This is a genomic window from Desulforhopalus sp. IMCC35007, from assembly GCF_005116575.1.
Taxonomy (GTDB): domain Bacteria; phylum Desulfobacterota; class Desulfobulbia; order Desulfobulbales; family Desulfocapsaceae; genus Desulforhopalus_A.
This window is the reverse complement of record NZ_SWCN01000024.1, coordinates 31671-57574: the sequence shown is the minus strand read 5'-3', so window position 1 is coordinate 57574 and position 25904 is coordinate 31671. Positions and strand designations below refer to the sequence as shown.

Here is a 25904-nt window from a genome sequence, read left to right as displayed (position 1 = left end):
GATTTTTCGGTGCACATTTCGCCTAACCCTCTGTAAAGTTAGGCTTTCCAGACACTTTTACAATTCAATTATATCGGCAATAATATTGGCGGCTTCTCTTATGTAGGGATCATTATTTACTTCTTCCAGCCACTTCGTTTTGGTTTCAATTTCATCTGTGGGAGGATTATCCAATTCACTTTCTTCCTCTTCAATATCCTGAAATCTTCGATAATGGGCACCTACCTTTTCTCTTATCTGCTCAACTTCCTTTCTCTTCTGCAGCATGTCATCGTACTGAACGGTAAGAATAGTATCTTTGCTTCTGGCCAGGGCTTTTTCAGCCTCTTCTTTGATGACTTGAAAACCTTCATCAGCTGCGGCACGTTTAAGACTTCGCTCTTTCAAAAGAGTGACATCAAGAGGCTTACCTTGAGCCGGGGTAAATTCGACAGGATCAATTGAATCCCATGGAAGTGAAAAATCTAGATAACGCTCTCCTGACTTAATATGTTCAGAAAGATTCGGCAGAACAACGTCCGGTTCTACCCCTTTGTATTGCGTGGAACCACCTGTCACCCTGTAGAATTTTTGAATCATTACCTTCAAGGCACCGAGATCGTCATATTTTTTTAACTGCAAAAGAGGGATGTTTTCGTTCAAATCTATAATCGTCTGTACGGTTCCTTTACCATGAGTGTGTTTGCTTCCGACAATGACAGCTCTTTTGTAGTCCTGCAGGGCCGCAGCCACAATCTCTGAGGCTGAGGCAGAAAACTGATTCACAAGTACAACCAGCGGTCCATCATACACCATGCCAGGGCTTGGATCGCTGAGAACACGAGTTTCTCCAAAGCTATTTTTCACCTGCACAACAGGGCCAGAATCGATAAAGAGCCCGGTAATGTCGACAGCATCCACCAGAGCACCACCACCATCATCACGGAGATCTAAAATAATGCCGTTTACTCCCTGCTCTTTTAAAAGTTGAATTTCCTTTCGCGTATCGTCAGTGGAGTTACGCCCGTTCCCCCCATTCCTGCTCTCCTCAAAATCACGGTAGAAACTTGGTATGAAAATATACCCAGTCTTGCTGCCATCTTTGGACTCTATGACTGTACTTTTGACAAAAGTCTCTTCTATCTGAACAACATCACGAATAATCTTGATTGTTTCCTTGGAACCGTCAGTCTTTTTCACCGTCAGTGTAACGGCCTCTCCCTTGGGTCCACGGATGAGTCGAACGGCATCCCGCAGCCGCATATCAGTTATATCAACCGGTTCCTCACCTTCCTGGGCCACCTCGTAGATAATGTCTTCGGCCTCGAGACGTCCCTGCCTTGCTGAGGCACTTCCCGGTATGATACGTACGACCTTGATAAGACCATCATCTTCTCTGAGCAGAGCACCTATTCCTTCGAGGCTTCCCCGCATGTTTATGTCAAATTGTTCTTTACTTGCAGGCGGAATATAATTTGTATGTGGGCCAAAGGCCCTGGTGATGCAGTTAAAGAAACGATCATAATGATCCTGCAGGGTCTCCTGGCGAAGACGTTGAAAAAAACTGATGTTGCGTTTACGAATTTTTATGATTGATTCCTTCCACAACGACGCGTCATCTGTGGTCAGGTTTTTAATTTTTTCCTGATCTCCTGCAGCCTTTTCGAGTGCCTTATCCTGTTCTTCTTTCAGGTCAAAATACTGAGTGATGATCTGCATTTTCAGGATTTTTCTCCAACGTTCTCGCAGACCATCTATACTTTCAACAAAATCCATCTTATCGGGATCAGTTTCATATGTGTCTTTTTCAGAAACATTAATATTTCCAACCACGGTAACCTTGCCATCGTCATCAAGAACAACCTTCTCGTCTACGAGCATTTTAGCGACAAGATCCTGGACAATATTGATCTTTTCATTGAGTATGTCATAGCCAGTATCCGGCAGGGAGATGTTACCTCCAGCAAGATTATTGTCGATGTAAGGCTCGAAGGCCTCAAGCTGTTTGACGTCTTCTTTCAGTAAAAAGCGTTTCTGATAATCCAGCTGTTTGATATAGAGATAAAATGCAGCCTTACTCAGCTCATTATCTATTTTTTTGTCACTGAAATGAAGTGCCGGAAGCTGTTTACTCAGGATATAGCCTATGAGCCTGTTTCGTTTACGATCAATTTCCTGACTTGGATTTATCGCAGAACCTGCAACTGAAACCAGCAGAGACAATGACACAAGGAGACTGAGGAGGGATACTATCTTTATCTTTTTCATAATCGTCATTAATAAGATTTACGCGGAGAAACAAAACTGTACTGCAGCTGCTAGTGATAACAGAACAGAAAAACAAATACCATTACAATCAGGTAATCATGGAAAAATTACAACAGGAAATCGAACATTTTGTAAAAATTCGAGATTGGAAGCAGTACCACACTCCCAAAAATTTAGCCATGGCCCTGAGTGTGGAAACAGCAGAATTAGTAGAAATATTCCAATGGCTGACACCCGAGGAAAGCCTTGCCCTGCCTGGGGAAAAACTGGTTCACCTCGAAGAGGAAATTGGTGATATCATGATATACCTGACCACCCTCGCTGCAGTATTTAACCTCGACCCACTTACGGCAGCACACAAAAAAATCCAAAAAAACGCAATAAAATATCCTGCACCAGTCAAACCGTAACTTGCTCAGCGACGTAACACAAAAGCCAATTCACACTGCAAGTCATCACTCTGGCTCAAGGCAGAATGGTTTCAAGGCGAAATACTTGGAGGAAAATGAAACATCAAGGGTTACAGCGAAACTCTGCAATTCCTGGAAAGAGCAGTTAATGACCGTGCATTGTCCATTCATGCAGATCCGTTCAAATTCCACCTCAAGATATGTAGCAAAGAGAACCGCACACCTGCTTTTAACTTTTTTATGGCACAACCCCTGTCTGTTGCAAAATTTAATGAATCGCTGATAATTACAGACAGAGCGAGCCACCCCGCGGTATATGGGTTTACCCACGTTTTTATGATAAAGGTCACGTAAGATAATCTCCTCGTAGCGATCAACAGCCGCCTGCCTGAGCTGGTCCAGCTGTGCAGGGAAAAGTGACATACCGGGACCATCAGATGCCCGTGTCAGGAAATATATCGCGGAATTATAGGCAATTTCTGGAGTCTCACCAGAATATCGGACAATATACCACTCATTTTCAAAAAGCTCTCCAGACTCTTCTTTACACTCTTCCACAATTTCTTCCCGAACCTCAATCTCCAAGGCCAAACAGTTCTCGGATAATCGCAACTTTTTTATCTCTGTTATCACGTCCCATACAGGAATCGGCCTTTAAATACATCAACGGATGATGCAGCACCTTGGCATTAATGGCGGATATCATTTTTTCCAGGTGCTTTTTCTCTTCCTCAGTGAGTCCTGGAAGCTTGTGCATGGTTTTTTCCAGTTCATACTGACCTATGCTGTCAATCTTCTGGCGCAGCTCAAGTATGGCAGGAGTGATGGCCAGCCCCTGGTAATAACGCTCAAACTTCAAGGCCTCTTCCTCAACTATCCTCGTGGCCTTGACTGCCTCTTTATCCCGCTCGGAGCGATTCATCTCTACGACAGTGCTGAGATCGTCAATATCATAGAGATAGACATTATCCAGTTCATTGAGTTTGGGATCGAGATCTCTAGGGACCGCAATATCAATAAAGAACAGTGGCTTATTCATCCTGGAGCGCATGATGGATTTGACATCTTCTTTATAGAGGATGATATCCTTTGCCCCCGTTGAGGATATAATTATATCAACAGTTTCCAGTTGAACAATGAGCTCATCCATAGAAACCGCTTTGCCATTAAAACGCTGGGCAAGACTTACGGCACGGGAAAGGGTTCTATTGGCAACAACCACCCCACCTACACCCTGCCCCACCAAATGCTCTGCTGCAAGTTCTGCCATTTCTCCCGCACCCACCAGAAGAACATTCTTTTCTTTGAGATTGCCAAAGATCTTTTTGGCAAGCTGTACGGCTGCAAAACTTATGGAAACAGCAGAAGAGCCGATGGCCGTCTCTGTTCGTACCCTTTTAGCGACGGAAAAAGACTTATGCAGCAGTTTATTGAGCAGTGGTCCGGTGCAGCCAAGTTGAGAGGCATGGCGATAGGCAACCTTGAGCTGACCGAGAATCTGTGCCTCGCCAACAATCATTGAATCAAGGCTTGCAGCCACCATAAACAGATGTTTAACGGCTGCCTGCCCTTCAAGGATGTAAAGATACTTGCCTACATCCTGTAAAAGAGCTCCTTCTCCAAAAAGAAAGCGAATAATCTCCTGCTCGATATTTTTATCCGGTTGAGCAACCAGCAGAAATTCAACCCGGTTGCAGGTGGACAAAAGATAATATTCTTTGAGCCCCCTGACTCTTTTCAATGCTGTCAATGGCTCGTCATACCCACTTGATAGCGCAATCTTTTCACGCACCTCCACAGGTGTGGTTTTATGATTTACTCCGAGAAGTAGTAGTCGTTCAGCCGGCATAACTATGTACTCCTCCCAGGAAATATGTCACCCCCCAGAGAGTGAACAAAACAGATAAAAATCCAACTACCGTCATTATTGCCGCCCTTTTGCCTCTCCAGCCAACGGTAAAACGCTGATGAATCTGAACAAGATATATAAACCAGGTAATGAGCGACCATGTCTCCTTGGGATCCCAATGCCAATAGGTTCCCCAGGCCTGTCGGGCCCAGAAAGAACCGGTGACGATACCAAGGGTCAAGAAGACAAAGCCTGCCGTAATACAGTGACTATTGAGCTGATCAAGAGCATCCAGTGATGGCAGTCTTGCAAAGAAATACCCGAACTTCTTTGCTTTGAGCTCTCTTTCCAAAAGCAGATACATCAAACCACCGCAAAACGCCAACGAGAGAAATCCATAGGCCACGAGCGAAACTCCTGCATGCAAAGGCAGCCAGGCACTCTGCAGGGCGGGCACGAGAACAGTTATTTCACGGGAGGAAAAATACGAGATAAACACCAGACAGAAGAGAAAAAAAGAAACAAAGGTTCCAAAATTTTTGACGGTGTAACGCCAGCGAAACGAAAGGTAGGCCCAGGTGGTCGCCCAGGCAAAAAATATCACCGTCTCATGCTGAGAAGTTATCGGGGTATGTCCGGTAAGAATATATCTCGATAAAATATACAAACTCTGCGCTACTCCAGAGGCTACAAGGATCAGCCGGGCAGCCTTTCGTACCGTCTTATTCTGACTTATAAAAAATACAAGGTAGGCTGCCATGGCTAAAGTAGTCAGCCCCAGTACTAAAAGATAGAGAAGATAATTGAGCTCTTCCATGCTTACTCCTGCAAAAATTGAGGTGTTTACTATACCGGGCAAGAAACTGTTTCACAGCTCAGCTCTGTTCATGTCTTTCAAGGAATATTCTCATCAATCCTGCGCTATCGAGTTCCTCTGGCAACTCATGCAGCAACAGCATCTGCAGATCAAACCAGTTTTCCTCAAGCACCAGGCCAACAAGATTACCCTCAAAAAGGCGACCAAAGATATCCCCACTCACCTCATGATTACCACTGTGGGCTATAACACGCTCCCTGATTAGGCCCATCAACTCAACAACCCACCGATATCCTGGCTCTATTGTCTGCTCCAGCTGCTTTCTGAGCATTTTCGCCAGGGCCGGACTTCCACCACCAGTCGAAACAGAGACGATCATTGGTCCCCGCCGAAAATGGGCAGGAACATGAAAATCACTCTCTCCCGGTGCATCGGCGCTATTGAGCAAGACATGATATTTTTTCGCTTCTGTTTCAACAAGAATCTGCACAGACCTGTCGTTTGTTGCAGCAAAAACCAGCAACACCTCTTGAAGATCTCCTTCGACGAAGGGCCGTTCAAACCATTCGACAGCACCACTTCGAGCAAGTCGAAAAAGTTCTGACACCAGCTGCGGGCTGATAACACGCACCCTGGCTCCAGCCGCCAACAGTCCAAGGGTCTTGCGCAGGGCAACCCTGCCTCCTCCGACAACCAGACAGAGACGGTTTTCAATGTTTAGATTAACAGGATAAAGAGGCATTTATCTGAACTCACATTTTTTTGAAACACAAGAGATACAACTACGGTTTCGGGGGTTGAGTCAACTATCGTTTGTGGCGAAGTCTGTTCACAATAATTGTTACTTTTTTTCCATCCCGAATAAAACTCTGCTCTTTTAGGGCAATATCGAAATCGTTCTGGGCAATTTTTAAGAATTTCCCCAAACTCTGCCGTTTTGAATCATGGGCCAAATAAATAAGACCATCGGGTTTCAGGCAACTCTTGAATACATTAAGAAGAGGTTTAAAAAATTCATCTCTAAATAATATTTCTGCGCCAGCCAACACATCAAAAGGTTCAAGCTTCGGTGGATTCAACCAGTCGAAGTGACAAAAATGAACGTTGTTCAAACCTGATGCCGCAGCACTGACCTTTTGAAAGTCCATAATGATATCTTCATAATCACTGAGTGTAACCTCGAAACCGGCAGCAGCTGCGGCAAGCCCCGGGGCACCAAGCCCTGCGCCCAGCTCCAGCAGTCTCTTGCCCTTCGTTTCTGTTTGTGCACCCAGGACATAGGAAAGAATCATCGCTGCATCCCAGAGACGAATCCAGAATGGAAATTCCGAAACATCGGCAAAAGGGTCCTTACCTTCGAGAAATTGTTCAAGATCAGCAATTTTGAGAAGCCGGATCTTGTTTTCTCCAACTTTAAGACTGTCAAAAGTAAGGGAGTACTTTTCCCGAATACGATTATAAATTTCCCTTTCATGCTCGGGAAGAGTGCGAATATCCATAGTGACAAACCGTGATTTTATATTAAGGAAATAACGATATCAGGCAGCGAAAAAGAAATGATGGGTGAGCCCACAACCTGCAAGGAGCAGACAGTAATAACCAAACCACTGCAGCCTGTTTCGGCGGATAATATCGAGGAGAAGTTTTATAGCAAGATAGCCAGCAACAGCTGACATCACCATCCCGAGAAGAAGATTGAGCGCGGTATCTGCCGCTGGCGGATTGTGGAAAAAATCACCAAGCTGAAGAACTGCAGCTCCGAGTATGGCTGGAATTGACATGATGAAAGAAAATCTGGCGATGGTCTCTCTTGGTATTCCCAATACCATTCCGGCAAATATTGTCGATCCCGACCGGGACAGGCCCGGCATAATAGCACACGCCTGAGCGCATCCCACAAGCAAACTTCGCCACCAGGTCAAAGCCTCCTTCTTCTCGGGGACAAATTGGGCGAGTATCATGATCGTACCGGTTATCACCAACATACAGTAGGCAATTAGAGTCGATCCAAAAAGAGCGTCGACATAGCTTTTAAAAAATAGCCCTACAAAAACAGCGGGAAGCGTCGCAAGGATGATATAGATGTCCCAAAGTAAAAAATGGCGGACATCTGCCTCCCTGTTGCCACCGGCAAATTGAAAAGGGGCTTTTATCATCGCCAGGATCTCAGTACGAAAAACAATAAATACCGAAACAAGCGTACCCAAGTGGAGACAGACATCAAAGGCTACACCTTGTTCCTGAAAATGTAGCAGTTCAGAACCTATCACAAGATGTCCTGAGCTTGAAACAGGCAAAAATTCTGTTAAGCCCTGAACAATGCCAAGGATAATTGCTTTTATTAATTCCAACTCTGACCCCAATCAAGTAATTTTAGTTGAGCCCCCGCACAGGAGAATTCAGGGTAAAAAAAAAGGTCGGCTGATCAGAAATCAGCCGACCCGTGACAATACTTAAAAAGTATTGTTCTGTCAATTAACAACCCTCAATAGCACCTTTCTTAGGCGTAGAAACCTTCACCTTATTACCTGGGGCTAACTTATCAGCTTTTTCGCAGGTCATGGTTACCTTGTCACCATCTACAGAATCAACAGTACAGCTTAATTTTGCAGCAAAACCGATACCAGCTGTGCTTAATGCAAAAACCATTGCCAATGCGAAACATACGATTTTTTTGTTCATGATCATTCTCCTTAAAAATCCGGTTAATTTGGGCTATGCTGACCCACGATTATTCGTTCCTACAACATGCATATTAACGAAACCATTCTATTTCAATTTAAACCGAAATGCAACATAGTTCGGTTAGTTCAGCAGGCTTCTCACATCTTTTTCCAAAATCTCATGCTGCACATATCCACTATATTTTTTCACAACATGCCCCGCTTTATTCACGAGAAATGCCACGGGAATGCCATAAATTCCTCCAAAATCAACGGTAGTTTTCGATTTGGCCATCAAGACAGGATATTTAATATCTTTCCTGGTGACAAACTTCGAGACAACGGATGCCCCCTGCTGATCCACCGACAGACCGACAACCGAAAAACCTGAGCCGGAAAGCTCTTCGTGGAGCTGGTTCAGTACAGGAACTTCCTCTGCACAAGGTGGACACCATGTGGCAAAAAAAGTAAGAAGCAACACTTTTCCGTCAAAGGCACTCGAGTCCACTGTCTTCCCGTTTCGAACATCCTCCAGCGAGAAAGATGGCATTTGGGTCGCTGCCACAGCTTCAAAAGCGGCAAAACAAAAAAACAATGTTAGTGTATAAATTACTGCTGTCAAAAAACGTGACCGCTTTTTCATAAATCAACTCCCTGGAAGATTTCAATAATGATTCTTCTATGATATACTCTTTCCTCGGTTCACCGAGAAAATACCAACACAACACCTTAAAAAGACCTAATGTATCGAAATTACAACACATTAAACTATATACATCAATGATCTTTTAGACAAGTCAAGCTCTTACATTTTCATCAGGCTACACATAACTCCACTTGCATTTTTTTGCAAAAGTTTTACATCTCACGACTAGGAACAATATGAAACCTCTTTTGTCTCAATCACCCGAAAAGTTATTTATGCGATATTTGACCGTCACCCTACTTCTTTTACTGCAAACGACTTTTGTTGCAGCAGAAATGGTCGATAAGGTTGTTGCAGTCGTCAACGACGACATTATTACGCTCAGTGAACTCGAGGCAGAAACCTCCAGCATTTACAAGGTTCTTTCCAAGAGTAACAGCGCGGAAAATCTCTCCGGTACCTTGGAGGAGGCCCGTCAACTTGCTCTGGACAAAATGATTGACAGAACCCTCATGGAGCAAAAAGCCAAGCAATACAACCTGACCGTATCTAAAGAGGAGATAGATGCAGCTTATGATCACATGCGAAGCAACATGTCTCTGAGTGATTCTGAGTTCAGACAAAAATTAGAGACTTCTGGAATGACTGCAGAGGAGTACAGGAGTAAATTACATGACAACATCCTGCAAAGTAAAATTCTCAGTGTAGATGTTCGTTCAAAAATTGTCGTCACAGACGAAATGATTTTAGAATATTATGATCAACACTATACCTCCAGAGTAAGCGAAGGTGATTATTACCTACTGCAAATCGGTTTTTCCTGGAATAATACAAATTCTGAGGACCTGGAAGCAAGTAAAAGCCGTGCCATGAAACTTGCTCAGCGCGTACATAAACTTGCTGAGGAAGGACAGGACTTTAAGGCTCTTGCCAAAAAATTCTCCGATCTTCCGTCAGCAACTGATGGAGGAGATATCGGTATATTTACCCTTGATGAAATGGCCGAAGCCATGCGTTCAGCAGTTAAAGATCTCAAACCGGGTGAGCTCAGCCCAATCGTGGAAATACAGTCTGGTTACCAGTTTTTCAAACTTCTTTCGGGGGACAGCGACGCCATTGTGGTCACCTCATCCTACGAGAAAAACAAAGAAGAAATCAGAGAGAAGCTCTACGAAACAAAAATGCAGGAAGCCTATCAAGATTGGGTGAAGAAACTAAAAGAAAGTGCCTATATTCAAAAGCTGTAATATTGCGGGAAACACAAATTGTCACAAACATGAACACGATAATTATTTCATCTGAACCGACTGAACCAACATACCAATCCTTAGGTGATCATCTACGTATCACCAGAACCTCCAAAGGACTGGATTTTGAGGCAGTTGCCGAAGAAACAAAGATTTCACTGAAAAACCTCAGGGCCATGGAGGAGAACAATTACGACTCATTACCTGCAGATGTTTTCACCAGAGGCTTTTATGCACTGTATGCCCGGCTTCTCTCACTTGATCCAAATGAGATTCTGAAAAAATACGACACTGAAAAAAACATTTCTAAGAAAAGTGAGAACAATATCCCCACCCCCAGAAGCTCATCAAAAGACCATGTGGCCCTGGCGGAACGACCAAGCAATCTGCCGTTTTCATCACTCGGCCTTCTTCTCTTGCTGCTCCTGATTTTTGGGGCATTTCTCTGCTGGTATTTTTCCTGGAACCCTGCCACATATCTCAGTCAAAAACTGAGAAACAGCGACCTCTCTGCTCAGCAGGCAGAATCCACCCTCAAAAGTCCGGAAAAAGAGTTTTTTGCCCTTCAGAGTATGCTTGATATTCCCACAATGTCCAACGCCTCTGAAGTAAAACAGCAGGTCAACTATCCTGTGCTCGCAACCGACAATTACATCATCAAAGCGCATTTTAACCAAACGACAAAAGTCACTATTGCTATCGACGACCTTCCAGTCTTTGATAATGTCTATGAAAAAGGAGAGAGTGCGGCATGGTCTGCCAACAAAAAAATCAATATCACTCTGCCTGGTAAAACCGATACTATATTGAGCCTCAATCAAACCCCTATTCACCTGCCACCAACCGATAACACAACGCTTACCATTTCCCTTCCCTACGATCTTCTTCGCTAAATGCCCAGGCCCCAGGCAAGTCAAATGGAATCCGGCGCAATCGTCCTCGACACAACAGATCACGGAGAATCCGATCTTATTGTCACCCTCTTTTGCCAGGAATCTGGGCGAGTAACAGCCATTGCGAAAGGAGCAAAGAGGAGTAAGAAGCGCTTTGTCAATAAACTGGAATTTTTCACCTATCTCCAGGTGAACTATCAGCAGAAAAATGAACAGGTTCTGGCTTTTTTAAGTGAGGCTGAAATCTATACATGTTTCCCCAGCCTTCGCCAGAACCTAAATCTTTACGGGATTGCTACCATTATTCGTGAATTTCTCCTACTTGGGGTCAAAGATGGAGAACCGGATAACAATATTTTTCGCTTAACCCTGTGGGCCTTTCATCGGCTCGACAATAAAGAAGAACCCCGCCAGGTTCTCGCTCTCTTTCTCATCCAATTTTTTGGCTACCTTGGTTACAGACCCGACTTTCATAGCTGCGGAAATTGTAACCAGACGGTGCAAACAACAAAGAGTTATCGTTTTAACAGTTCCAGCGGCCAACTCATCTGTTCAAGCTGCAACCAGAATAACAGATGTGGGCGTCCTCTCTCCCAGGGGACGATTAAAATCGTCCAGACCGCTCAGGATCAACCTCTGGATCGCTTACACCGCTTGAAAATTTCAGGCTCTATCCTTAAAGAATCACTCCAGTTACTGCATAATTTTGGTAGACATATTTTTCAAAGAGAGATAACTTCCTGGCATGTGCTGGCCGAAAACAAGAAGACTTCTTCTGAGCCTTCATATTTGAAAAATCCTGAACAGTAGACCACACAAACCTTTAGACCTTGTACCTTGAGGTTTACAATGAGAAAAGAGGAGAAAAAAATGGCCAAAACACTGCAAGTTATTTTACTTATAGGATTTATCACCATGACCACTGCGAGTGCCTGGGCAGGTGAGCACAGAATCGGTGGCGGAGCAAACTACTGGATCTCCATTGATGACATAGAAATTGACGACAAAAAGCTCGATGATGACGGCTTGGGATTTTTCGGTTCATACCAATACTGGACGGGCCTGTTTGGGGTAGAGGCGGACCTTGAATTTCTTCCTGATCGTTTCGGCGAGTCAGCCGTTTCGCCTCAAGCTTATCTTCTGATAGGAAAAGGGGTCTACGCCGGTATCGGTATTGGGGGAACGTACACCGACGGAGATTTTGTTGACGAACCTTTTTATGCACTGAAAGCGGGTATTAACCTGGAACTGCTCCCCGGTATCTTCGCAGATATTTACGGCAACTACCGATTCAACGACAAAGCTGACTTTGATAACGATGACACTGATATAGATACAGACACCGTCTTTCTCGGTATGGCTGTGCGCTTTGCACTGTAAGAGAGCTGGGCTCTGCAAACCCTACCAAAGTTTTTTGGCGTTTTATCGCTTACAACAACGTTAGTCCTTATACCATGGGGGCGGGCTTCAAGATGGTCCGCCCTCATCTTGTTTGATACCGCACTTCTCCGCTATATTCTGTCTTTTTGTATCCATCCGGCAGTTGAATAACAAGCCCGCCCGATTCATCGACCCCACAGGCATACCCTGCATACTGTGGCGCTGTCATCACATCAAAGCCATAGACGACATCCTGGCCGATGGTATCGGAAAGCTGTTTCCACCTGCTGAGAATAAAATGCTCCCCATCCTGCCCCGAATAACCATCTCCCTTGAGATGTTTTGCTTCCTCATGGTAAAGAAGGCCAAAGTTCCAGGCAAGTTTCGCCAAAAAACGCGCAGTAAAATCTGAAAGATCAATAGAGTGTCTGAGGAACTGCTTCAAGGACAGAGCAAGACCTGCAAGCTCTTTAGGAAATGAACTGTTGTTGATATTTATGCCAAAACCTACCAGGGTAAACTCTTCACTATGGATTGGCTCCGTATAGCTTTCGACCAGAAAACCGGCCAGCTTCTGCCCAGAAACCAGTACATCGTTGACCCAGCGTAAGGTAGCTGCATCTCCCACATATTGCCGAACAGTTTCACAGCAGGCAACCCCGGTTGCCATGGGAATAAAGTGTCGGGATTCCGGCAACAGATTATTGCCATGGATAAGGCATCCCCAAACTCCACCATCAGGTGCATGCCAGCTTCTGCTGAACCTCCCCTTCGACTGAGTCATGCTATCCGCCAGAATTACGGTACCAGTTGCTACGGAACGCTTATTTCTGGCAATATCATTAATGAGAGTACGGGCATGTTCCATCGCTCGGGGGAGGGTCGAATGAACCTTTATACTGGTACCTATACATGCGCCATAGCGAAAAACATCACTGGGATCAATAGGCGAGGACAGCTGTCTGAGCACGCTTTGCTGCTCAGCCCTGAGATAGTCAAGGACCATCTCAGGGCTTGGGTTGTTATCTACCATATATCATCTAGAGAAAAACTCACTCGAAAAACAGAAAAAATCCTGAAATACCTCATTATAATGCTAAGATAGACCAAAAGAACCGCTGCTTTGGTTGCCTTATTAATGATCTGTGTCCCAGTCAGCCTTAACCCTGGTGATAATTTTCTGAATTATAGATAATTTATCAGCCGCACAAATCCCGAGCAGCGGCTCACCCTGGGCCACCGATACGCCTGGTTTAAAATATATGGAATGAATAACACCCTTTTCTCCATTGTAATAGACGGGTGTATCCCTTTTCATAAGAGACATGGTCAAAACCTCATCACCGGAGGCGATTGTCACAGCGCCAGGACCTTTTTTGTCGATTCGAGACTGTATGTCCATGGCAAAAAAGTATTTTGCCGTCTCCGGCGCAACAAAAAGCGACAGAACGTCCTTGAGTATATTCTCAATTATTTCCTTTTTTTTCAGTGGATGTTTGATCGTCATCAATTTTTCACCCGCCTCGACAAACTGGCCGTCCAGTTCTCTGTTGATTTCAGCAACTGTTCCGTTTGTTTGTGCTGAAATGAATTTGGGATTTCTTTCTCTGTTAATTTCATAAAGAACGGTCCCGGGAATCTGTCGCCACTGGCCGCTTGCCGCCTCAACCTCAGCCCCTTCCATCACCTTAAATGAAACTCGCCCTGTATGTACTGCAAGGACATCCACATAGTCAAAAGGATCTGACTTATATTTACTGATCAATTCATCAAAATCTATTTCATTTGTCATGCTAACAACCTGTTTTCTAAATTCATTAGATCGAACACAACCTGTCCGAACCGGTCCCTACCCATCTCTGCTAATTTCCTACCCTGTCGAGGCTCTCGGTATATGCAACCCAAGAAAAAGATTTGATCTCTTTAAAAGAGAAAAACTAACAACGAATCAGGATAAAACAGCCATCTCAAGACAGGTACAAACTAAAATTTCACCAATTTAATATGCAACTACCGAGCAATACGTTTATACTGGCAGAAAAGGATCAAGGCAAGGTTATATTTATTTCTCACTCTGCACGGCATCCGTTAACCTCTTGCTCCCGATCATTTTCCCTTAGAAATCATGAAAAGTAACTCCCAGACCTTTACCTCCATTTTTTTAATCACCTGCCTTGTCTTTTCAACTTTTCTGCTTTTTCTCCCTTTCCTGTGCAATACCTACCTTATTCCCCGTCTCCTTACAGGACTCCCCTTTGGCCAGAAAGAGCTGAATCTTTCAAAAATTACACCATGGCAGCTACAGGGCTCCCTGCGTTTTATCCAGAACGGAGAACCTGTCATAGTTGTTCCCAATTTTGAAATACATTACAGCCTTTCCGACATTATCAACGGGAAAATAGAGAGCCTGATGCTGGACTCACCAAGCCTGCATCTCATCTATGACGGATCATCTGTCACTATTGCTGGAGCAGAGCCAATCAAAGGCCCCGAGGAGACCGGGAATCAGGGGATGCCCTCATTCACACTGCCGGCGGCCATAAAAAAGGTGATACTGAGAAACGGTCATCTTGCACTACAGACCCCGACGGGAAAACAGGACATATTTCTCGATACCAATCTCCAGTGTGGCTTTGTGCGCCACGAACAAGCAAAACATAGGTTAACAACTCTTGATGCCGACTTGAGCACATCAGGCGCCATTCATCTGGCTTCCGTGATCAAAGGTGTCTTCAGCGGTCAGGGCGTGCTTTTCTCGGCAAACGTCAGGGTCCCTGATCTTTTAGATCTCGCAAACCTTGCCTTTACCGGGAAGGCTCAACAGCTCACTGGGGAGCTCATCCTCACCGGAGAGGTAGCACTTACCCAAGAGCTAGAGCTTGCACATCTCAAGGCAGGTGCTGAAGTGCATCAATTTGAAGGATCGCTTGGCTCATTCGTTATTGCCTCACCCGCATCCGGAGAACCAGCAAATATATCGATTGAGGGTGATAAAAAGTCTCTCTCCTACCGGAGTTCCGGCCTAACCCTTATTCAACCCGAGCAACTTGATCTCAAAGCCAGTGGAACAATCAACCTTGATAACCAGGAGATTACAGGTACAGCAACCCTCGACTCCAAACGACTCGATCAACCTGTTACCGTTGAAGCAACGATCACAAGACTCCTTACAGCAATCAACAGCAAGGTTCATGTAGATAGTGGCCTTCTCACGGTTGACGATACTATTAAGCTGGGACCTTTCGATATCAATGCAGATATTTCCTACGATGAAGAAACCCTGACAGCGCGGATCAAAGGAAATCTACAGCAACTTACACTCCCAGAACAACAACTCAGCCTGAAAAATCTCAAATGGGACCTCCCCTTTCAGACAAACGTTCAAAACAATCAGGTACAAAATAGCGGCACACTCACCATTGAGACTATCAGCTACAAAGATGTTGATACCGCCCGTTTTGCCGCAAACGCAAGCCAATCCGCTGTAGGCTTTGATTTCACAAGCAGCCTTATAAGTAAAATTGCCTCCCCTGGCCAGATAGACTGCAGTGGCTCAGCTCTTTTTACAGGCAGCACATCTGTTGCCTGCACTTTAGACTCTACTATAATTGATACAGCTCAACTGCCAGAGTATATCAAGATTCCTGAAAACACCAATTTCATAGGAACAATTGCAGCAGAGGGCAATTTTACCATCAGCCCAGACGGGCAAAAAGGTTTACTTAAACTGAGTATAAAAGACGGAGACTTTACAAGCGGAGAACTTCAGGCCAAAGGAATCACAACCGATCTCGTCTTCCCCGATCTCCCTGCTGTTCGTAGTCTTCCAAGGCAGAAAGCCACGATTGCCTCTATCAGTTCAGGTCAGATCCGGTTCAGTGATGGCCGAATTAACTATCGCATCGAGGATACAGACAGTCTTTTTCTTGAAAAAGTACGCCTCAACTGGTGCGGTGGAAAACTAGAGAGCGGAAGTCTTAGCGTAACTGCAGAAACAACGGATATCGATACAACCATCTACTGCGACAGAATAGGCTTTGTTGAACTTCTTAAGCAGTTCGGTATTGAAGATGCCGAGGGCCAGGGTTCCTTAAATGGCCGCTTACCTATTGTAATCAGTAAGACAGGTATCAAATTTGATGATGGTTTTCTATTTTCCACCCCAGGCAATAGTGGTATAGTCCGCTTCAACAACACCAAACAGCTGCGACAGGGGATGCCGGATCTCGGCCAGACAGCCTCACTTGACTATTCCATCAAAGCCCTGGAAAATTTCGCCTACAATTGGACAAAATTGTCCTTTAATACAGAGGGAGAAAATCTCCTGCTGACAATGCAGCTCGATGGAAAACCAGCTGCGCCCTTGCCTTTTGGCTATAAAAATGGTCAGATCGTCGCCACTGAAAAAGGACAGGGGATCCAGCATCCGATCCAGCTCGATATGAACTTCCGGCTTCCCCTTGAGGAGATTTTTCGATACGGGACCAACCTTCAATCCTTCATGGAGAAAATGTAAATATGATATCCATTAAAAACTGCTTTTCCCTTTTGCTTGCCGGGGCAATGTTCCTTGTCGTATTCGGCTGCACACGGCACGAGGTTGACATCAAGCCCGTTGAAATCAAGCCCATTCATATTACTATAGATATTAATGTGAAAGTGGATAAGGCACTTGATGATTTTTTTGGCGATCTCGACGAGACACCTACTAATCAATAATCCCAGCCATTACATGAGGTATATTATGAGAAAAATCAATCTGTTATTTCCAACGTTGGTTGCTCTTTTTGCTGTATTACTGCTCACTCAACCGGTTTATTCCGCTTCCTTAAAAGACAGAATGGCTGAACGTATCCCACAAATTAATCAACTCAAGGCTGCTGGAGTGATAGGCGAAAATAACATGGGCTATCTTGAGTTCAGAGCTGCCAAACAAAATGAAGCTCTCATTGAAGAAGAAAACCAGGACCGACGTACTGTCTATGCCGCCATAGCCAAAAAAGAGGGGGCGCCAGCGGAGCTCGTAGGCAAACGCAGGGCCAAAATGATTGAAGACAAAGGCCCTAAGGGTCAATGGTTTCAGAGAGATAACGGTAACTGGTATAAAAAGTAGCCCATCGAGATGAGCCGTTCAGATAAAGATACAATTTTTGAGGTCGACACCGTCGAGGAAGACTTTGTTTTCAATCAGAGGGTGGTTGAAGTGTTCGACGATATGGTTGACCGCTCAATACCATTTTACCGACAAGTCATCGCCTCGACGGCAGAACTTCTCAGCCGGCTTACCAAGGAAGGCGACGTTGTCTATGATCTGGGTTGCTCTACAGGTACCAGCCTTCTCGAGTGCGCCCGCATTTTAGGGGACAGAAAGCTTCATTTTGTTGGTGTGGACAATTCCGGCCCCATGCTGGAAAAGGCCACACTAAAAGCCGAACTCCATGGAAAACAGGACCTGATCTCTTTTAAGCTTGAGGATATCACGCAGTTTTCCCATGCAGGGGCGGGAGCCATAATTCTCAACTACACCTTACAATTTATCAGACCTCTACAAAGAGAGGCCTTTATAACCAGGCTCTACGAGAATCTCCGCCCTGGCGGCATCCTCCTGGTCAGTGAAAAAATATTGAGCCATAACCGAAGACTCAACAGAGAATACATCGACATTTATCATAGTTTCAAAAAATCCAAGGGGTATTCGGAGCTTGAGATCGCAAAAAAACGAGAGGCTCTGGAAAATGTCCTGATTCCTTTTTCTATCTCTGAAAACAAAGCTATGCTGCAAAAATGTGGCTTTGAATCCGTTGAAACATATTTTCAATGGTTTAACTTTACCTCCTTCATCGCTCAGAAATCTGCGTAAATTTACTTTTCCCCAATGAATTATTTCGATTGTCTTCCGCCGACTGCAAAGATTGATACCATCGTCTCCGAACATAAGAGGCTGCAAGCGTGGGTTAACCAGAAGAAAAAAGGGTTTCTCCGTTACCGCAAACCGTATGAAGCATTATCTGAATTCCAAGCCAATTTCGTTGACTGTTCAGGTGATACCGTGCTCATCGGGGATAAAAACCAGCTGTCTACTGCAGAGCGACTACAGGTCCATGAACATCTCAAGAGCTTCATGCCCTGGCGTAAAGGTCCATTTTCGGTATTTGGCAACACCATCGACTCCGAATGGCGCAGCGAAAAGAAATGGCAACGAGTCATGCCCGTTCTCCCTGACCTAAAAGGAAAGATGATCGCCGATATCGGCTGTAATAACGGTTATTACATGTTTCGGATGGCTGCCCACGAACCCAAACTGGTCCTGGGATTTGAGCCCTCGATGCAGCATTACTATTGTTTCAAAGCGCTTAACGCCATGGCGGGCTGTAATAACCTTGAAATTGATCTACAGGGCATTGAACATCTTAACCTCTTTAAAGACTGTTTTGACCTGGTATTTCTCATGGGCATTATCTACCATCGCCCATCTCCCATCGATACCCTCCGGGACATCTTGACCGGCCTTACCCCCGGAGGCTCACTTATCCTGGAATCCCAGGGAATTCCAGGTGATGAGCCCTACGCTCTGTTTCCTGACAACACCTACGCCAAAGTACCCGGGACCTATTTTGTCCCCACCGGGAAATGTCTATACAACTGGATGAAAAAGGCAGGCTTTGTAAACATCGATTTTTTCTGCTCCCACCCTATGTCAACTGAGGAGCAGCGCAAAACCGAATGGATGACCTTTGAATCCTACAGCGATTTTATCGATCCCGATAATCCACGTTTAACAGTGGAGGGCTACCCCGCTCCTGTTCGGATTTTTCTCAAAGGTGATAAAAAAGAGTAGGTTAAGGCAGATAGAAACTATCCACTATTGCCTTTAAGAGGAACTGTGGTTACACTGCGCTAGAACTTTTTTTCTTACTTGCTGACCTAAGGAGACATTATGGATTTATCGAAATACACTTTGTACAGTAGCGGACTCAAAGGCGCAGAAGCCACATTTGGTGATGAGGCCGAAAAAGCCGGCATAAAAGAAGTCGTGTACTCTTTTGATGGCCACAAGCTCGCCAGAGACAAAAACGTCCAGATTTTAGGTAAGGACCAACTTGAGAGAGGCGACATCAGCATGGAGCTTGCGTCGCGTATGCTGAACCGTACCTATTACGAAACCGAAAAAATCCGCAAAGTCCTGCAGACTATTTTTCACATGGTTAACAGCGGTCATCAGGTTTTTGTCATTGGTTCAATACAGGAGGATGGCTCTGTTAAAGGTGGCACTGGCTGGGCTGTCGAGCTTGCAAAAATGTTTAACCGCCCTCTCCATGTATTCGATCAACCATCAAAACAATGGTTCACCTGGAAAAATAGTTGGCAGGAAGATTCTCCAAAAATTGAATATGACACTTTTGTCGGCAGCGGCACACGCTATCTCAGTGATGCTGGTCGAGAAGCAATAGAGCAATTATTCAAAAATTCTTTCGGGTTATAAAGCAATAGACCTGCCACGGCTGAGTTCTTCCCCTCCCGTGGCAGGCTTTCTTCTCCGCAGTATTCTCCTCCCTCATCGTAAAGCCCCCCAGTATTACGGGAAATTTTATTTGCGTTTTCGTACTCTAAATATTACTATTCTATTGAATAATTAAACTACAATTATTCGGTAAAGCCCCAAATACAAAGTTATAATCCAAACATTAACCTGATTACTCTATACTTTTTTCTTATTCTATCGGAGAGGGCACCTTACTTTCCATACCATGAAACGAATTCTGTTTTATAGGTTGCCTGTTGCGGTCGGTGACTTATGAAAATTGACCACGCTGCTTGTCAGTATTTCCAGTAAACAATTCTTCAACCATGAGGTGAACAATGAAAAAAGTTGTACTCAAAGCGGGTTTAAGTACTCTGCTCGCTATGAATCTTTTCTTTGCAGGTGATATTATTTTACCTGTACAGGGAATTTCTTTTGCGGCAGAGGCACAAAAAGCTCCGGCTGAAACGCAAGTTATAAAGGGAAAAATCACCAACATCTCCCAAAAAGCCAAAACCATAGCACTGGAGAATAAGGATAACAGCTTTTTCATTCTAAAATTCAGTGACGATACTATCCTTAAAGGAGCAGAATCCGCCACAGACTTTGACGTTGATGAAGCAATCTCTGTACACTACACCACTGTCAATGGAGAAAATCTCGCAATTTCACTTGAAAAAGCCATCGTAAAACTCCCCGATGGCGTAACTGAAATCAAAACAGATGAGTTAGTAAAACAGATCGAAACAAACAAAAATCTGGTCATAATAGATGCAAGGCCACCAATTGTATACGCCGAAGGCCACCTGGCTGGAGCTGTTTCCATTCCGCTTTCAAAACTTGCCAAAATGGGTGATGACGGAGCTCAGTTGCTGGATAAGTACAAAGACAAGCAACTGGTCTTCTATTGCGGAGGCCCCACCTGAACCATGAGTCCAAAATCCGCCGGTCTGGCGGTTAAATGGGGTCACAAAAACCCACGTGTATATGTTGACGGTATTCCCGCCTGGAAAAAATCAGGCCGACACGTCTTACCGAGTATTGAACACATAGAAAAAGGTAACATCGTTCTAATTGATCTTCGTGATGTAAAAAAGGTCGAATCTGGCTACATCCCAAGAGCCTACACTGTACCAATGGCAGATCTTGAGGATGCTGAAGATGCATTTCCTAAAAGCCTGGGAGCACCAATTTATCTCTACTCAGATAATGACGCTGACACCAAAGCTGCCACAGATATGATCAAAGAATGGGGATACAAAAAAGTGACCGGAGTATACGGCGCACTTGCCAGCTGGGAAGCTGCAGGTAAATCGCTGCAAAAAGGGCCAGCCCTGATTGCCACAGATGACAACCCGATCAACTGGCAGAAAAAACTCGGTCCCGGAGAGATCAGCATCGGTGATTTTACAAAATCTCTTAAATCGGATCTGATCTACGTTGTCGATGCCAGAACCCCCGGTGAATACGCCACAGGACATTTTCCTGGCTCAGTATCCATTCCTCTTGAGGAGATGAAAACTCGACTTAACGAAATTCCCAAGGATAAATTCATCGTCGTCCACTGCAAGACGGGCGGTCGTGGTGAAATTGGCTATCGCATCCTTAAAGAAGAAGGCTATGCGGTAAAATTTCTCAACGCGGAATGCGAATGTGCGCAAACTGGAGAGTATGAAATCTGGTAGACCCGTCATTTCTGATTTCTAGCTTTCTAAGGTAATACAAAAGGCCCGGATGCGAATTCGGGCCTTTCTCTTTTTCCGGTTATAAGACAGCGGCCGCCAGACCAAGGCCTCCCCTCCATAGACGCATAACCTTGCTGTTACCACATTATCTAATGTGCGGGGTAAAAGCCTCTTTAACAGCCCTGCCAATAGCCTTCATTGTATATGGCTTTTTAATGTATCCACTTGCGCCCATTTGGATGGCGGCCTTTACATCATCGCCTTCCGAAAACCCACTGACGATAATGGCTTTTTGGCCTGGATGATTTTTGATGATCTCCTCGTATGTCATCCGGCCATTGATACCCGGCGCCATCAACATATCTATGAGTACCAGATCGGCCGGAGTCTCACGCAAATGCGCGATTGCCTCTTCACCAGAGCCAACCGTGTCAACCTTATAGCCAAGAAAGTGCAGTATCTGACCTGCAATATCTCTTTGCAACGGCTCATCATCCACAACCAGAATCTTTTCATTGTTTCCCCTCAAGGTATCAACCTGGATACTTTCAGAATTGATGACGAGTTTATCTCTGGTTGCCGGAAAAAAGAGTTCTATCGCTGTACCGCTATCTCCGGAAACAACCCGGATATCCCCATGATGATCCTGTACCGTTGACCAGACGATGTAGAGTCCGAGACCAGTACCGCTTCTTCCCATTTGTTTACTGGTGTAAAATGGCTCAAAAATCAGTTTTACATCTTCCTCGGATATACCGGTGCCGGTATCTGTAACTCGTAAAACAACGTACTCGCCAGGTGACATATGCTGATTTTCGCCCATTGTGCTATCCACATAACGATTGTATGTAGATATTTCAATCAGCCCATCACCACTGAGAGATTCAAACGAATTTGTAACTAAATTCATAAGACATTTCATAATATGAACCGGTGAACAGGAAAGGTTGAGTAATTCCGGTTCAAGGTTCACCGCGAGTTTGATTCTCTGGTGTCGCTCCTTGAGAGTTTTGTATTCAGGTGATCCCAGATACTGATTAACCAAGGTGTTCAAATGAGAAATTTCTCTGGTACCGGCGACACCACGGGCAACGGTTAAAAGGTCCGCGACCACATCAGACGCACGTTTACCTGATGCCTGCATTACTTCAATTGGCTTACGCAACTCACTCTTTTCAGGAAGTTGTAAAAGCAACAGTTCAGGGTAGCTGACGATTCCTGAAAGAATGTTATTTAAATCGTGGGCAACACCGCCAGCCAATCGGCCAATTGCCTGCAGTTTGCTTGCCTGCTGGAGTTGAGTGGCCATTTTTTCTCTCTCTGTGATGTCACGGGCAATGCCCAATACTCCAATAAGCTCACCGTCATCGCTATATAGGGGAGTTTTAATCGTTTCAAGCAGCTCTTTATGACCATCATCTGCATACACCACTTCTTCTTCATTAACCGTCGGCTTGCCTGCATTCATGGCATTATTGTCTTTCTCTCGAAAAAAATCGGCCAACTCCTTCTCTACAAAGTCGTAATCTGTTTTACCCCGGATTTCAGACTCTTTTGCTCCAAAAAAACGCTCAAATTTATGATTGCAGGAGAGGTAAACACCATTTGCATCTTTTAACCAGACAAGGTCAGGTAATGTCCTGATGAGCGTTAGCAAATGTGTTTCACTTTGACGAAGCTCCTTGGTTTTATCCTGCACAGTCCTGCGGAGTTGAGCGTTCCAAATCAGGATGATACAAACCAGACCCGCCAGACCTCCCAGAATAACGACAATATGGGTGAGATATTGAGAGTACCATGGTTTCGGAAGACCATAATGCGTACCAATCCACTTGTTGCCTATTGTGGCAAAAACCCCTCGTTCATGCGCTAAAGCTATCCCTTTATTGAGGATCTCCTGCAACACTATGGCTCCATTTTTAAGCCCCATAGAGTTCTGCCCTGTGTAAAGAGGATGACCGACTGATTTTATCTGCGCAGTCAGGTTACCACTAAACAAGTGATAGAGGACAATTTGTTTATCTCCAATTACCGCATCGGCCTTACCGGACACAACCAGGTCTACGGCCTCCGCAAAAGTTGCTGCCGAGACAAGTTCATAGTCAATTCCTTTGGATTCAAGGAATTCTGCGGCATAATCACCGAGCTGCATCGCAACCTTCTTGCCTTGCAAATCCTTCACTCTTGTAATATCCGGTCGCTCACTGCGCACGAAAATCAGGGCTGGAACCTCCCATGTCATATGGGTGAAATCAAAATCCCTATCACGTTCTTCACTGTAAAATAAACTTGTCAGGACATCTACTTCCCCGGAAAGCACCGCTTTCTGAGCGTCCTTAAACGACATGTCACGAAATCTTGCCTTAATTCCAAATTCAGTTGTTATCCAGCGAATAAGTTCTAAACACATCCCGACCCGGCTATTGTCCTTATCCACAAATTCAAAAGGAGGATAAATGGTCTGACTGACAAAGACAATCTCACCCTTTTCTTTCAACCAGGCTTGTTCCGTGGCACTGAGTTGCTGAGACCAACAATGAGAAGCGCCCCCGGAGGCGAGAATGATAAAAAGTAACAAAAAGGCCAGAGGAAGAAGCCCCCATGCATTTTTCTTACAGTAGCCCATATGAATTCTCCTCCTCCAAAATAAAGCAATGTTCTACGATTAAGACGAAATCATTATGTTTCACCTCGAGCGTGGGCAATACAGGCAACCCAGAGCAGTCAACGGTATATTTTCGCACAAGAGTAGCCTTTAGAAAAGCTGCACTTGATTATTTTTCAGAAAATCTTTTCACCCCAAGAGATTCTCGTTCTCAACCTATACACTAAACATAATGACAGCAACGGAGGGAAAACATCGAGCGTAGTCGGCGCGTACTCTCGAATCAATCGAGTCATAAATTCAGTGATCGAAGTGCAGCCTATTACGGCAGAAGCTCTTTCTGCTATGCTTTATTCTCTCGACTCACACACATTTCTATTCGTTCACGTGCTTTTATGGCCAAGGCAATTCCAGTGGCAAAAGTGTCACCCTCTCTTTGGTACTGCATGCGGTTTAAATATTATACGCCCCTGGAAATTTTGGAATTCATGGAATACGAGCAAGAAACGAGATCGAATTAACCAGGTAAAAGATCAGCAAATCTCCCAAGTGAGCAATAATAAGCTATCCAAACCCTGTAAAACTTCAACAATACAACAGGGAAAAACTATGAACAAAGGCGTTCGGTAGAAAAAGTGGAAAATCAATGTGGACTGAGCAAAATTGTAAGCGATCAGGTGTTAAACAGCATCCTCAGTACAATCACAGAAGCCGTTAAGGCAGGCGACAAGGTTATCCTCATCGGTTTTGCTGCCTTTTCGATAAGCGAACGGTCAGCTCACGAAGGTCGTAATCCCCAGACGGGAGAAGCCATCCAGATTCCAGCTTAACGATTGTTAAATTCAAGGCTGGCAGCAAACTAAATGATGCGGTGAAATAAATTGTGAAAACCTGGATCCAAATCTGACAGGGTCTGTTTGCAGGTTTTAAATTTGTAGAAATCGAGTTTCGATAAGACATTTTTCATTATCAAATGGTAATCTCATCGAAAAATTCGATTGTAACTTGTCTTTGGAAAGGCTCACCTCTACAGTTGCTCCATTTTTTCGCCATTCCGGAAAAGCAGGTGGATCAAGGATTCAGTAATAATCAAAACCGAACGGGATGACAAATTGACTATGACTGCCAATAGGAACCTTCGGCTCGGTAGCAGGTCTGCCAAACTACGTTGCGGCAGACCTGATAACTATTCAAAACCGCTGTCAGTAATGACACCAGCGCCTCCCCTAGTTTTTTATACACCTCACTGAAAACATATAATTTTTTGGGTGAGTAGTACGGCGTATTCCACCCTTATGCGGATTCCACCACGAATAGGCAAGTGTTCTGTTATATGCATCTTTTGTTGTTGCATCACTACTCGTCCATAATTCGGTATACATTCCCTGTACTATATACCAGCGTTTCAACTTTACTCCAGCGGCACTGGCAAAGAATTTATATGTATTTACCTGTGATTGATCGAATTTCCTAAACAGGGTATCCGGTTGGGATTCTTTGATCGTGATGGCGATATCATTGTCGCCTCTCCATCCTTTCTTGTTTAAATCCGTTTCAGACATGCCAATTGTTTTTTCCAGCTCTTTCCAATCATCATCTGACGCTACTCTCCAGCCAACCGGACAGATGTTTCTTTCATCGGTGACATCGTGCCAGTCATAGAGTCTGCCATATTTTAAAAGATTTTTTTCGTCATCATCTGGAATAAAAGCAGTCTTTATCTTCGAACCATCTTGAAATTTTGTGCTTCGAAGATTTTCCGCAAGCCAAACTTGCTCTCCAATTTGTACTGTACGGTATGTGTTGCCTTCCACATCTTGAACAGTACCCTCTACTATGTTTATGTCACTTGCAGACAGCATGGCAGGAATAGACATAAAGACTCCTATAAATATCAGTAATGTTTTCATTACCTTTTCTTTTCTCATTTGAAATCCAAC

27 protein-coding genes are annotated in these 25904 nt (G+C 44.5%); 14 read left to right on the top strand and 13 right to left on the bottom strand.

Going from position 1 to position 25904, the window contains the following annotated elements; genetic code table 11:
* Positions 1–57 precede the first annotated feature (57 nt).
* On the bottom strand, positions 58–2247 hold the full coding sequence (locus FCL48_RS20395; RefSeq protein WP_136875111.1) for a carboxy terminal-processing peptidase: 2190 nt from the start codon (positions 2245–2247) through the stop codon (positions 58–60).
* 98 nt (positions 2248–2345) lie between these two features.
* On the opposite strand from FCL48_RS20395, the gene FCL48_RS20390 reads away from it, so the two are divergent.
* Positions 2346–2657 carry a nucleotide pyrophosphohydrolase gene (locus tag FCL48_RS20390; RefSeq protein ID WP_136875109.1) on the top strand — a complete coding sequence of 104 codons (312 nt, stop codon included), beginning with the start codon at positions 2346–2348 and terminating at the stop codon, positions 2655–2657.
* 45 nt (positions 2658–2702) lie between these two features.
* Here FCL48_RS20390 and FCL48_RS20385 read toward each other — a convergent pair whose 3' ends face one another.
* The 8 genes from FCL48_RS20385 to FCL48_RS20350 all read right to left on the bottom strand — a co-directional run bounded on the left by FCL48_RS20385 (position 2703) and on the right by FCL48_RS20350 (position 8629).
* Positions 2703–3248: a hypothetical protein gene (locus FCL48_RS20385; RefSeq protein WP_136875107.1), complete on the bottom strand. Its 546-nt coding sequence runs from the start codon at positions 3246–3248 to the stop codon at positions 2703–2705.
* Positions 3232–4506: a glutamyl-tRNA reductase gene (gene hemA / locus FCL48_RS20380; protein ID WP_136875105.1), complete on the bottom strand. Its 1275-nt coding sequence runs from the start codon at positions 4504–4506 to the stop codon at positions 3232–3234. Before hemA ends, FCL48_RS20385 begins: the two co-directional genes overlap by 17 nt.
* Positions 4496–5323, bottom strand: a complete 828-nt coding sequence (gene ccsB / locus FCL48_RS20375; protein WP_136875103.1) for a c-type cytochrome biogenesis protein CcsB — start codon at positions 5321–5323, stop codon at positions 4496–4498. The genes hemA and ccsB overlap by 11 nt, the downstream gene beginning before the upstream one ends.
* Before the next feature lie 58 nt (positions 5324–5381).
* Complete coding sequence (locus FCL48_RS20370; RefSeq protein ID WP_136875101.1) at positions 5382–6065, bottom strand: bifunctional precorrin-2 dehydrogenase/sirohydrochlorin ferrochelatase; 684 nt, start codon at positions 6063–6065, stop codon at positions 5382–5384.
* Between the two features lie 64 nt (positions 6066–6129).
* The gene (locus FCL48_RS20365) at positions 6130–6822 is read right to left on the bottom strand and encodes a methyltransferase (protein WP_136875099.1); all 693 of its coding nucleotides are present in this window, start codon (positions 6820–6822) and stop codon (positions 6130–6132) included.
* A gap of 39 nt (positions 6823–6861) precedes the next feature.
* Positions 6862–7674, bottom strand: coding sequence for an undecaprenyl-diphosphatase UppP (uppP, locus tag FCL48_RS20360; protein ID WP_169309303.1), 813 nt, complete (start codon positions 7672–7674; stop codon positions 6862–6864).
* Between the two features lie 124 nt (positions 7675–7798).
* Positions 7799–8005 (bottom strand): selenite/tellurite reduction operon protein ExtJ, encoded by a 207-nt coding sequence (gene extJ, locus FCL48_RS20355; protein ID WP_136875095.1) that lies wholly within the window; start codon positions 8003–8005, stop codon positions 7799–7801.
* A 123-nt stretch (positions 8006–8128) separates the two neighbouring features.
* Positions 8129–8629: a TlpA disulfide reductase family protein gene (locus tag FCL48_RS20350; protein WP_136875093.1), complete on the bottom strand. Its 501-nt coding sequence runs from the start codon at positions 8627–8629 to the stop codon at positions 8129–8131.
* A gap of 239 nt (positions 8630–8868) precedes the next feature.
* On the opposite strand from FCL48_RS20350, the gene FCL48_RS20345 reads away from it, so the two are divergent.
* Genes FCL48_RS20345 through FCL48_RS20330 form a run of 4 tightly spaced genes read left to right on the top strand, consistent with a single transcriptional unit; the run spans position 8869 to position 12152 of the window.
* The gene (locus tag FCL48_RS20345) at positions 8869–9879 is read left to right on the top strand and encodes a SurA N-terminal domain-containing protein (RefSeq protein WP_136875091.1); all 1011 of its coding nucleotides are present in this window, start codon (positions 8869–8871) and stop codon (positions 9877–9879) included.
* A gap of 29 nt (positions 9880–9908) precedes the next feature.
* Positions 9909–10772 carry a RodZ family helix-turn-helix domain-containing protein gene (locus tag FCL48_RS20340; RefSeq protein ID WP_136875089.1) on the top strand — a complete coding sequence of 288 codons (864 nt, stop codon included), beginning with the start codon at positions 9909–9911 and terminating at the stop codon, positions 10770–10772.
* 24 nt (positions 10773–10796) lie between these two features.
* Positions 10797–11582 carry a DNA repair protein RecO gene (gene recO, locus FCL48_RS20335; RefSeq protein WP_169309302.1) on the top strand — a complete coding sequence of 262 codons (786 nt, stop codon included), beginning with the start codon at positions 10797–10799 and terminating at the stop codon, positions 11580–11582.
* 60 nt (positions 11583–11642) lie between these two features.
* Positions 11643–12152, top strand: a complete 510-nt coding sequence (locus tag FCL48_RS20330) for an outer membrane beta-barrel protein (RefSeq protein WP_136875084.1) — start codon at positions 11643–11645, stop codon at positions 12150–12152.
* A gap of 103 nt (positions 12153–12255) precedes the next feature.
* Here the strand turns inward: FCL48_RS20330 and FCL48_RS20325 are convergent, their stop codons facing one another.
* Together FCL48_RS20325 and FCL48_RS20320 are read right to left on the bottom strand one after the other, a co-directional pair.
* The gene (locus FCL48_RS20325; protein ID WP_136875082.1) at positions 12256–13185 is read right to left on the bottom strand and encodes a biotin--[acetyl-CoA-carboxylase] ligase; all 930 of its coding nucleotides are present in this window, start codon (positions 13183–13185) and stop codon (positions 12256–12258) included.
* A 102-nt stretch (positions 13186–13287) separates the two neighbouring features.
* Positions 13288–13944, bottom strand: a complete 657-nt coding sequence (locus FCL48_RS20320) for a hypothetical protein (RefSeq protein WP_136875080.1) — start codon at positions 13942–13944, stop codon at positions 13288–13290.
* Positions 13945–14277: 333 nt separating this feature from the next.
* On the opposite strand from FCL48_RS20320, the gene FCL48_RS20315 reads away from it, so the two are divergent.
* The 8 genes from FCL48_RS20315 (at position 14278) to FCL48_RS20280 (ending at position 21359) form a co-directional block, all read left to right on the top strand.
* Positions 14278–16668, top strand: coding sequence for a YdbH domain-containing protein (locus FCL48_RS20315; RefSeq protein ID WP_136875078.1), 2391 nt, complete (start codon positions 14278–14280; stop codon positions 16666–16668).
* 2 nt (positions 16669–16670) lie between these two features.
* Positions 16671–16871, top strand: a complete 201-nt coding sequence (locus FCL48_RS20310) for a YnbE family lipoprotein (RefSeq protein WP_136875076.1) — start codon at positions 16671–16673, stop codon at positions 16869–16871.
* A 25-nt stretch (positions 16872–16896) separates the two neighbouring features.
* Complete coding sequence (locus FCL48_RS20305; protein WP_169309301.1) at positions 16897–17265, top strand: YdbL family protein; 369 nt, start codon at positions 16897–16899, stop codon at positions 17263–17265.
* Between the two features lie 9 nt (positions 17266–17274).
* On the top strand, positions 17275–18012 hold the full coding sequence (cmoA, locus tag FCL48_RS20300) for a carboxy-S-adenosyl-L-methionine synthase CmoA (RefSeq protein WP_136875072.1): 738 nt from the start codon (positions 17275–17277) through the stop codon (positions 18010–18012).
* A 15-nt stretch (positions 18013–18027) separates the two neighbouring features.
* The gene (gene cmoB / locus FCL48_RS20295; protein ID WP_136875070.1) at positions 18028–18990 is read left to right on the top strand and encodes a tRNA 5-methoxyuridine(34)/uridine 5-oxyacetic acid(34) synthase CmoB; all 963 of its coding nucleotides are present in this window, start codon (positions 18028–18030) and stop codon (positions 18988–18990) included.
* 99 nt (positions 18991–19089) lie between these two features.
* Positions 19090–19635 carry a hypothetical protein gene (locus FCL48_RS20290; protein WP_136875068.1) on the top strand — a complete coding sequence of 182 codons (546 nt, stop codon included), beginning with the start codon at positions 19090–19092 and terminating at the stop codon, positions 19633–19635.
* Positions 19636–20012: 377 nt separating this feature from the next.
* Positions 20013–20600, top strand: a complete 588-nt coding sequence (locus FCL48_RS20285; RefSeq protein WP_136875066.1) for a rhodanese-like domain-containing protein — start codon at positions 20013–20015, stop codon at positions 20598–20600.
* A 3-nt stretch (positions 20601–20603) separates the two neighbouring features.
* A complete protein-coding gene (locus tag FCL48_RS20280; protein ID WP_136875064.1) occupies positions 20604–21359 on the top strand; it encodes a rhodanese-like domain-containing protein in 756 nt (251 codons plus the stop codon).
* Positions 21360–21504: 145 nt separating this feature from the next.
* Here FCL48_RS20280 and FCL48_RS20275 read toward each other — a convergent pair whose 3' ends face one another.
* The gene (locus tag FCL48_RS20275) at positions 21505–23985 is read right to left on the bottom strand and encodes a response regulator (protein WP_136875062.1); all 2481 of its coding nucleotides are present in this window, start codon (positions 23983–23985) and stop codon (positions 21505–21507) included.
* Positions 23986–24599: 614 nt separating this feature from the next.
* On the opposite strand from FCL48_RS20275, the gene FCL48_RS20270 reads away from it, so the two are divergent.
* On the top strand, positions 24600–24794 hold the full coding sequence (locus FCL48_RS20270) for an HU family DNA-binding protein (RefSeq protein ID WP_256374303.1): 195 nt from the start codon (positions 24600–24602) through the stop codon (positions 24792–24794).
* Positions 24795–25190: 396 nt separating this feature from the next.
* On the opposite strand, the gene FCL48_RS20265 is transcribed toward FCL48_RS20270, so the two are convergent.
* A complete protein-coding gene (locus FCL48_RS20265; RefSeq protein WP_371418688.1) occupies positions 25191–25841 on the bottom strand; it encodes a fibrobacter succinogenes major paralogous domain-containing protein in 651 nt (216 codons plus the stop codon).
* Positions 25842–25904: the final 63 nt, after the last annotated feature.

Excerpts from the sequence above, each read along its gene's own strand:
- FCL48_RS20395 (WP_136875111.1), bottom strand. The coding sequence starts at position 2,247 with ATGAAAAAGATAAAGATAGTATCCCTCCTCAGTCTCCTTGTGTCATTG.
- FCL48_RS20390 (WP_136875109.1), top strand. The coding sequence starts at position 2,346 with ATGGAAAAATTACAACAGGAAATCGAACATTTTGTAAAAATTCGAGAT.
- hemA (WP_136875105.1), bottom strand. The coding sequence starts at position 4,506 with ATGCCGGCTGAACGACTACTACTTCTCGGAGTAAATCATAAAACCACA.
- ccsB (WP_136875103.1), bottom strand. The coding sequence starts at position 5,323 with ATGGAAGAGCTCAATTATCTTCTCTATCTTTTAGTACTGGGGCTGACT.
- FCL48_RS20370 (WP_136875101.1), bottom strand. The coding sequence starts at position 6,065 with ATGCCTCTTTATCCTGTTAATCTAAACATTGAAAACCGTCTCTGTCTG.
- FCL48_RS20365 (WP_136875099.1), bottom strand. The coding sequence starts at position 6,822 with ATGGATATTCGCACTCTTCCCGAGCATGAAAGGGAAATTTATAATCGT.
- extJ (WP_136875095.1), bottom strand. The coding sequence starts at position 8,005 with ATGAACAAAAAAATCGTATGTTTCGCATTGGCAATGGTTTTTGCATTA.
- FCL48_RS20350 (WP_136875093.1), bottom strand. The coding sequence starts at position 8,629 with ATGAAAAAGCGGTCACGTTTTTTGACAGCAGTAATTTATACACTAACA.
- FCL48_RS20345 (WP_136875091.1), top strand. The coding sequence starts at position 8,869 with ATGAAACCTCTTTTGTCTCAATCACCCGAAAAGTTATTTATGCGATAT.
- FCL48_RS20340 (WP_136875089.1), top strand. The coding sequence starts at position 9,909 with ATGAACACGATAATTATTTCATCTGAACCGACTGAACCAACATACCAA.
- recO (WP_169309302.1), top strand. The coding sequence starts at position 10,797 with ATGGAATCCGGCGCAATCGTCCTCGACACAACAGATCACGGAGAATCC.
- FCL48_RS20330 (WP_136875084.1), top strand. The coding sequence starts at position 11,643 with ATGGCCAAAACACTGCAAGTTATTTTACTTATAGGATTTATCACCATG.
- FCL48_RS20325 (WP_136875082.1), bottom strand. The coding sequence starts at position 13,185 with ATGGTAGATAACAACCCAAGCCCTGAGATGGTCCTTGACTATCTCAGG.
- FCL48_RS20320 (WP_136875080.1), bottom strand. The coding sequence starts at position 13,944 with ATGACAAATGAAATAGATTTTGATGAATTGATCAGTAAATATAAGTCA.
- FCL48_RS20315 (WP_136875078.1), top strand. The coding sequence starts at position 14,278 with ATGAAAAGTAACTCCCAGACCTTTACCTCCATTTTTTTAATCACCTGC.
- FCL48_RS20310 (WP_136875076.1), top strand. The coding sequence starts at position 16,671 with ATGATATCCATTAAAAACTGCTTTTCCCTTTTGCTTGCCGGGGCAATG.
- FCL48_RS20305 (WP_169309301.1), top strand. The coding sequence starts at position 16,897 with ATGAGAAAAATCAATCTGTTATTTCCAACGTTGGTTGCTCTTTTTGCT.
- cmoA (WP_136875072.1), top strand. The coding sequence starts at position 17,275 with ATGAGCCGTTCAGATAAAGATACAATTTTTGAGGTCGACACCGTCGAG.
- cmoB (WP_136875070.1), top strand. The coding sequence starts at position 18,028 with ATGAATTATTTCGATTGTCTTCCGCCGACTGCAAAGATTGATACCATC.
- FCL48_RS20290 (WP_136875068.1), top strand. The coding sequence starts at position 19,090 with ATGGATTTATCGAAATACACTTTGTACAGTAGCGGACTCAAAGGCGCA.
- FCL48_RS20285 (WP_136875066.1), top strand. The coding sequence starts at position 20,013 with ATGAAAAAAGTTGTACTCAAAGCGGGTTTAAGTACTCTGCTCGCTATG.
- FCL48_RS20280 (WP_136875064.1), top strand. The coding sequence starts at position 20,604 with ATGAGTCCAAAATCCGCCGGTCTGGCGGTTAAATGGGGTCACAAAAAC.
- FCL48_RS20275 (WP_136875062.1), bottom strand. The coding sequence starts at position 23,985 with ATGGGCTACTGTAAGAAAAATGCATGGGGGCTTCTTCCTCTGGCCTTT.
- FCL48_RS20265 (WP_371418688.1), bottom strand. The coding sequence starts at position 25,841 with ATGTCTATTCCTGCCATGCTGTCTGCAAGTGACATAAACATAGTAGAG.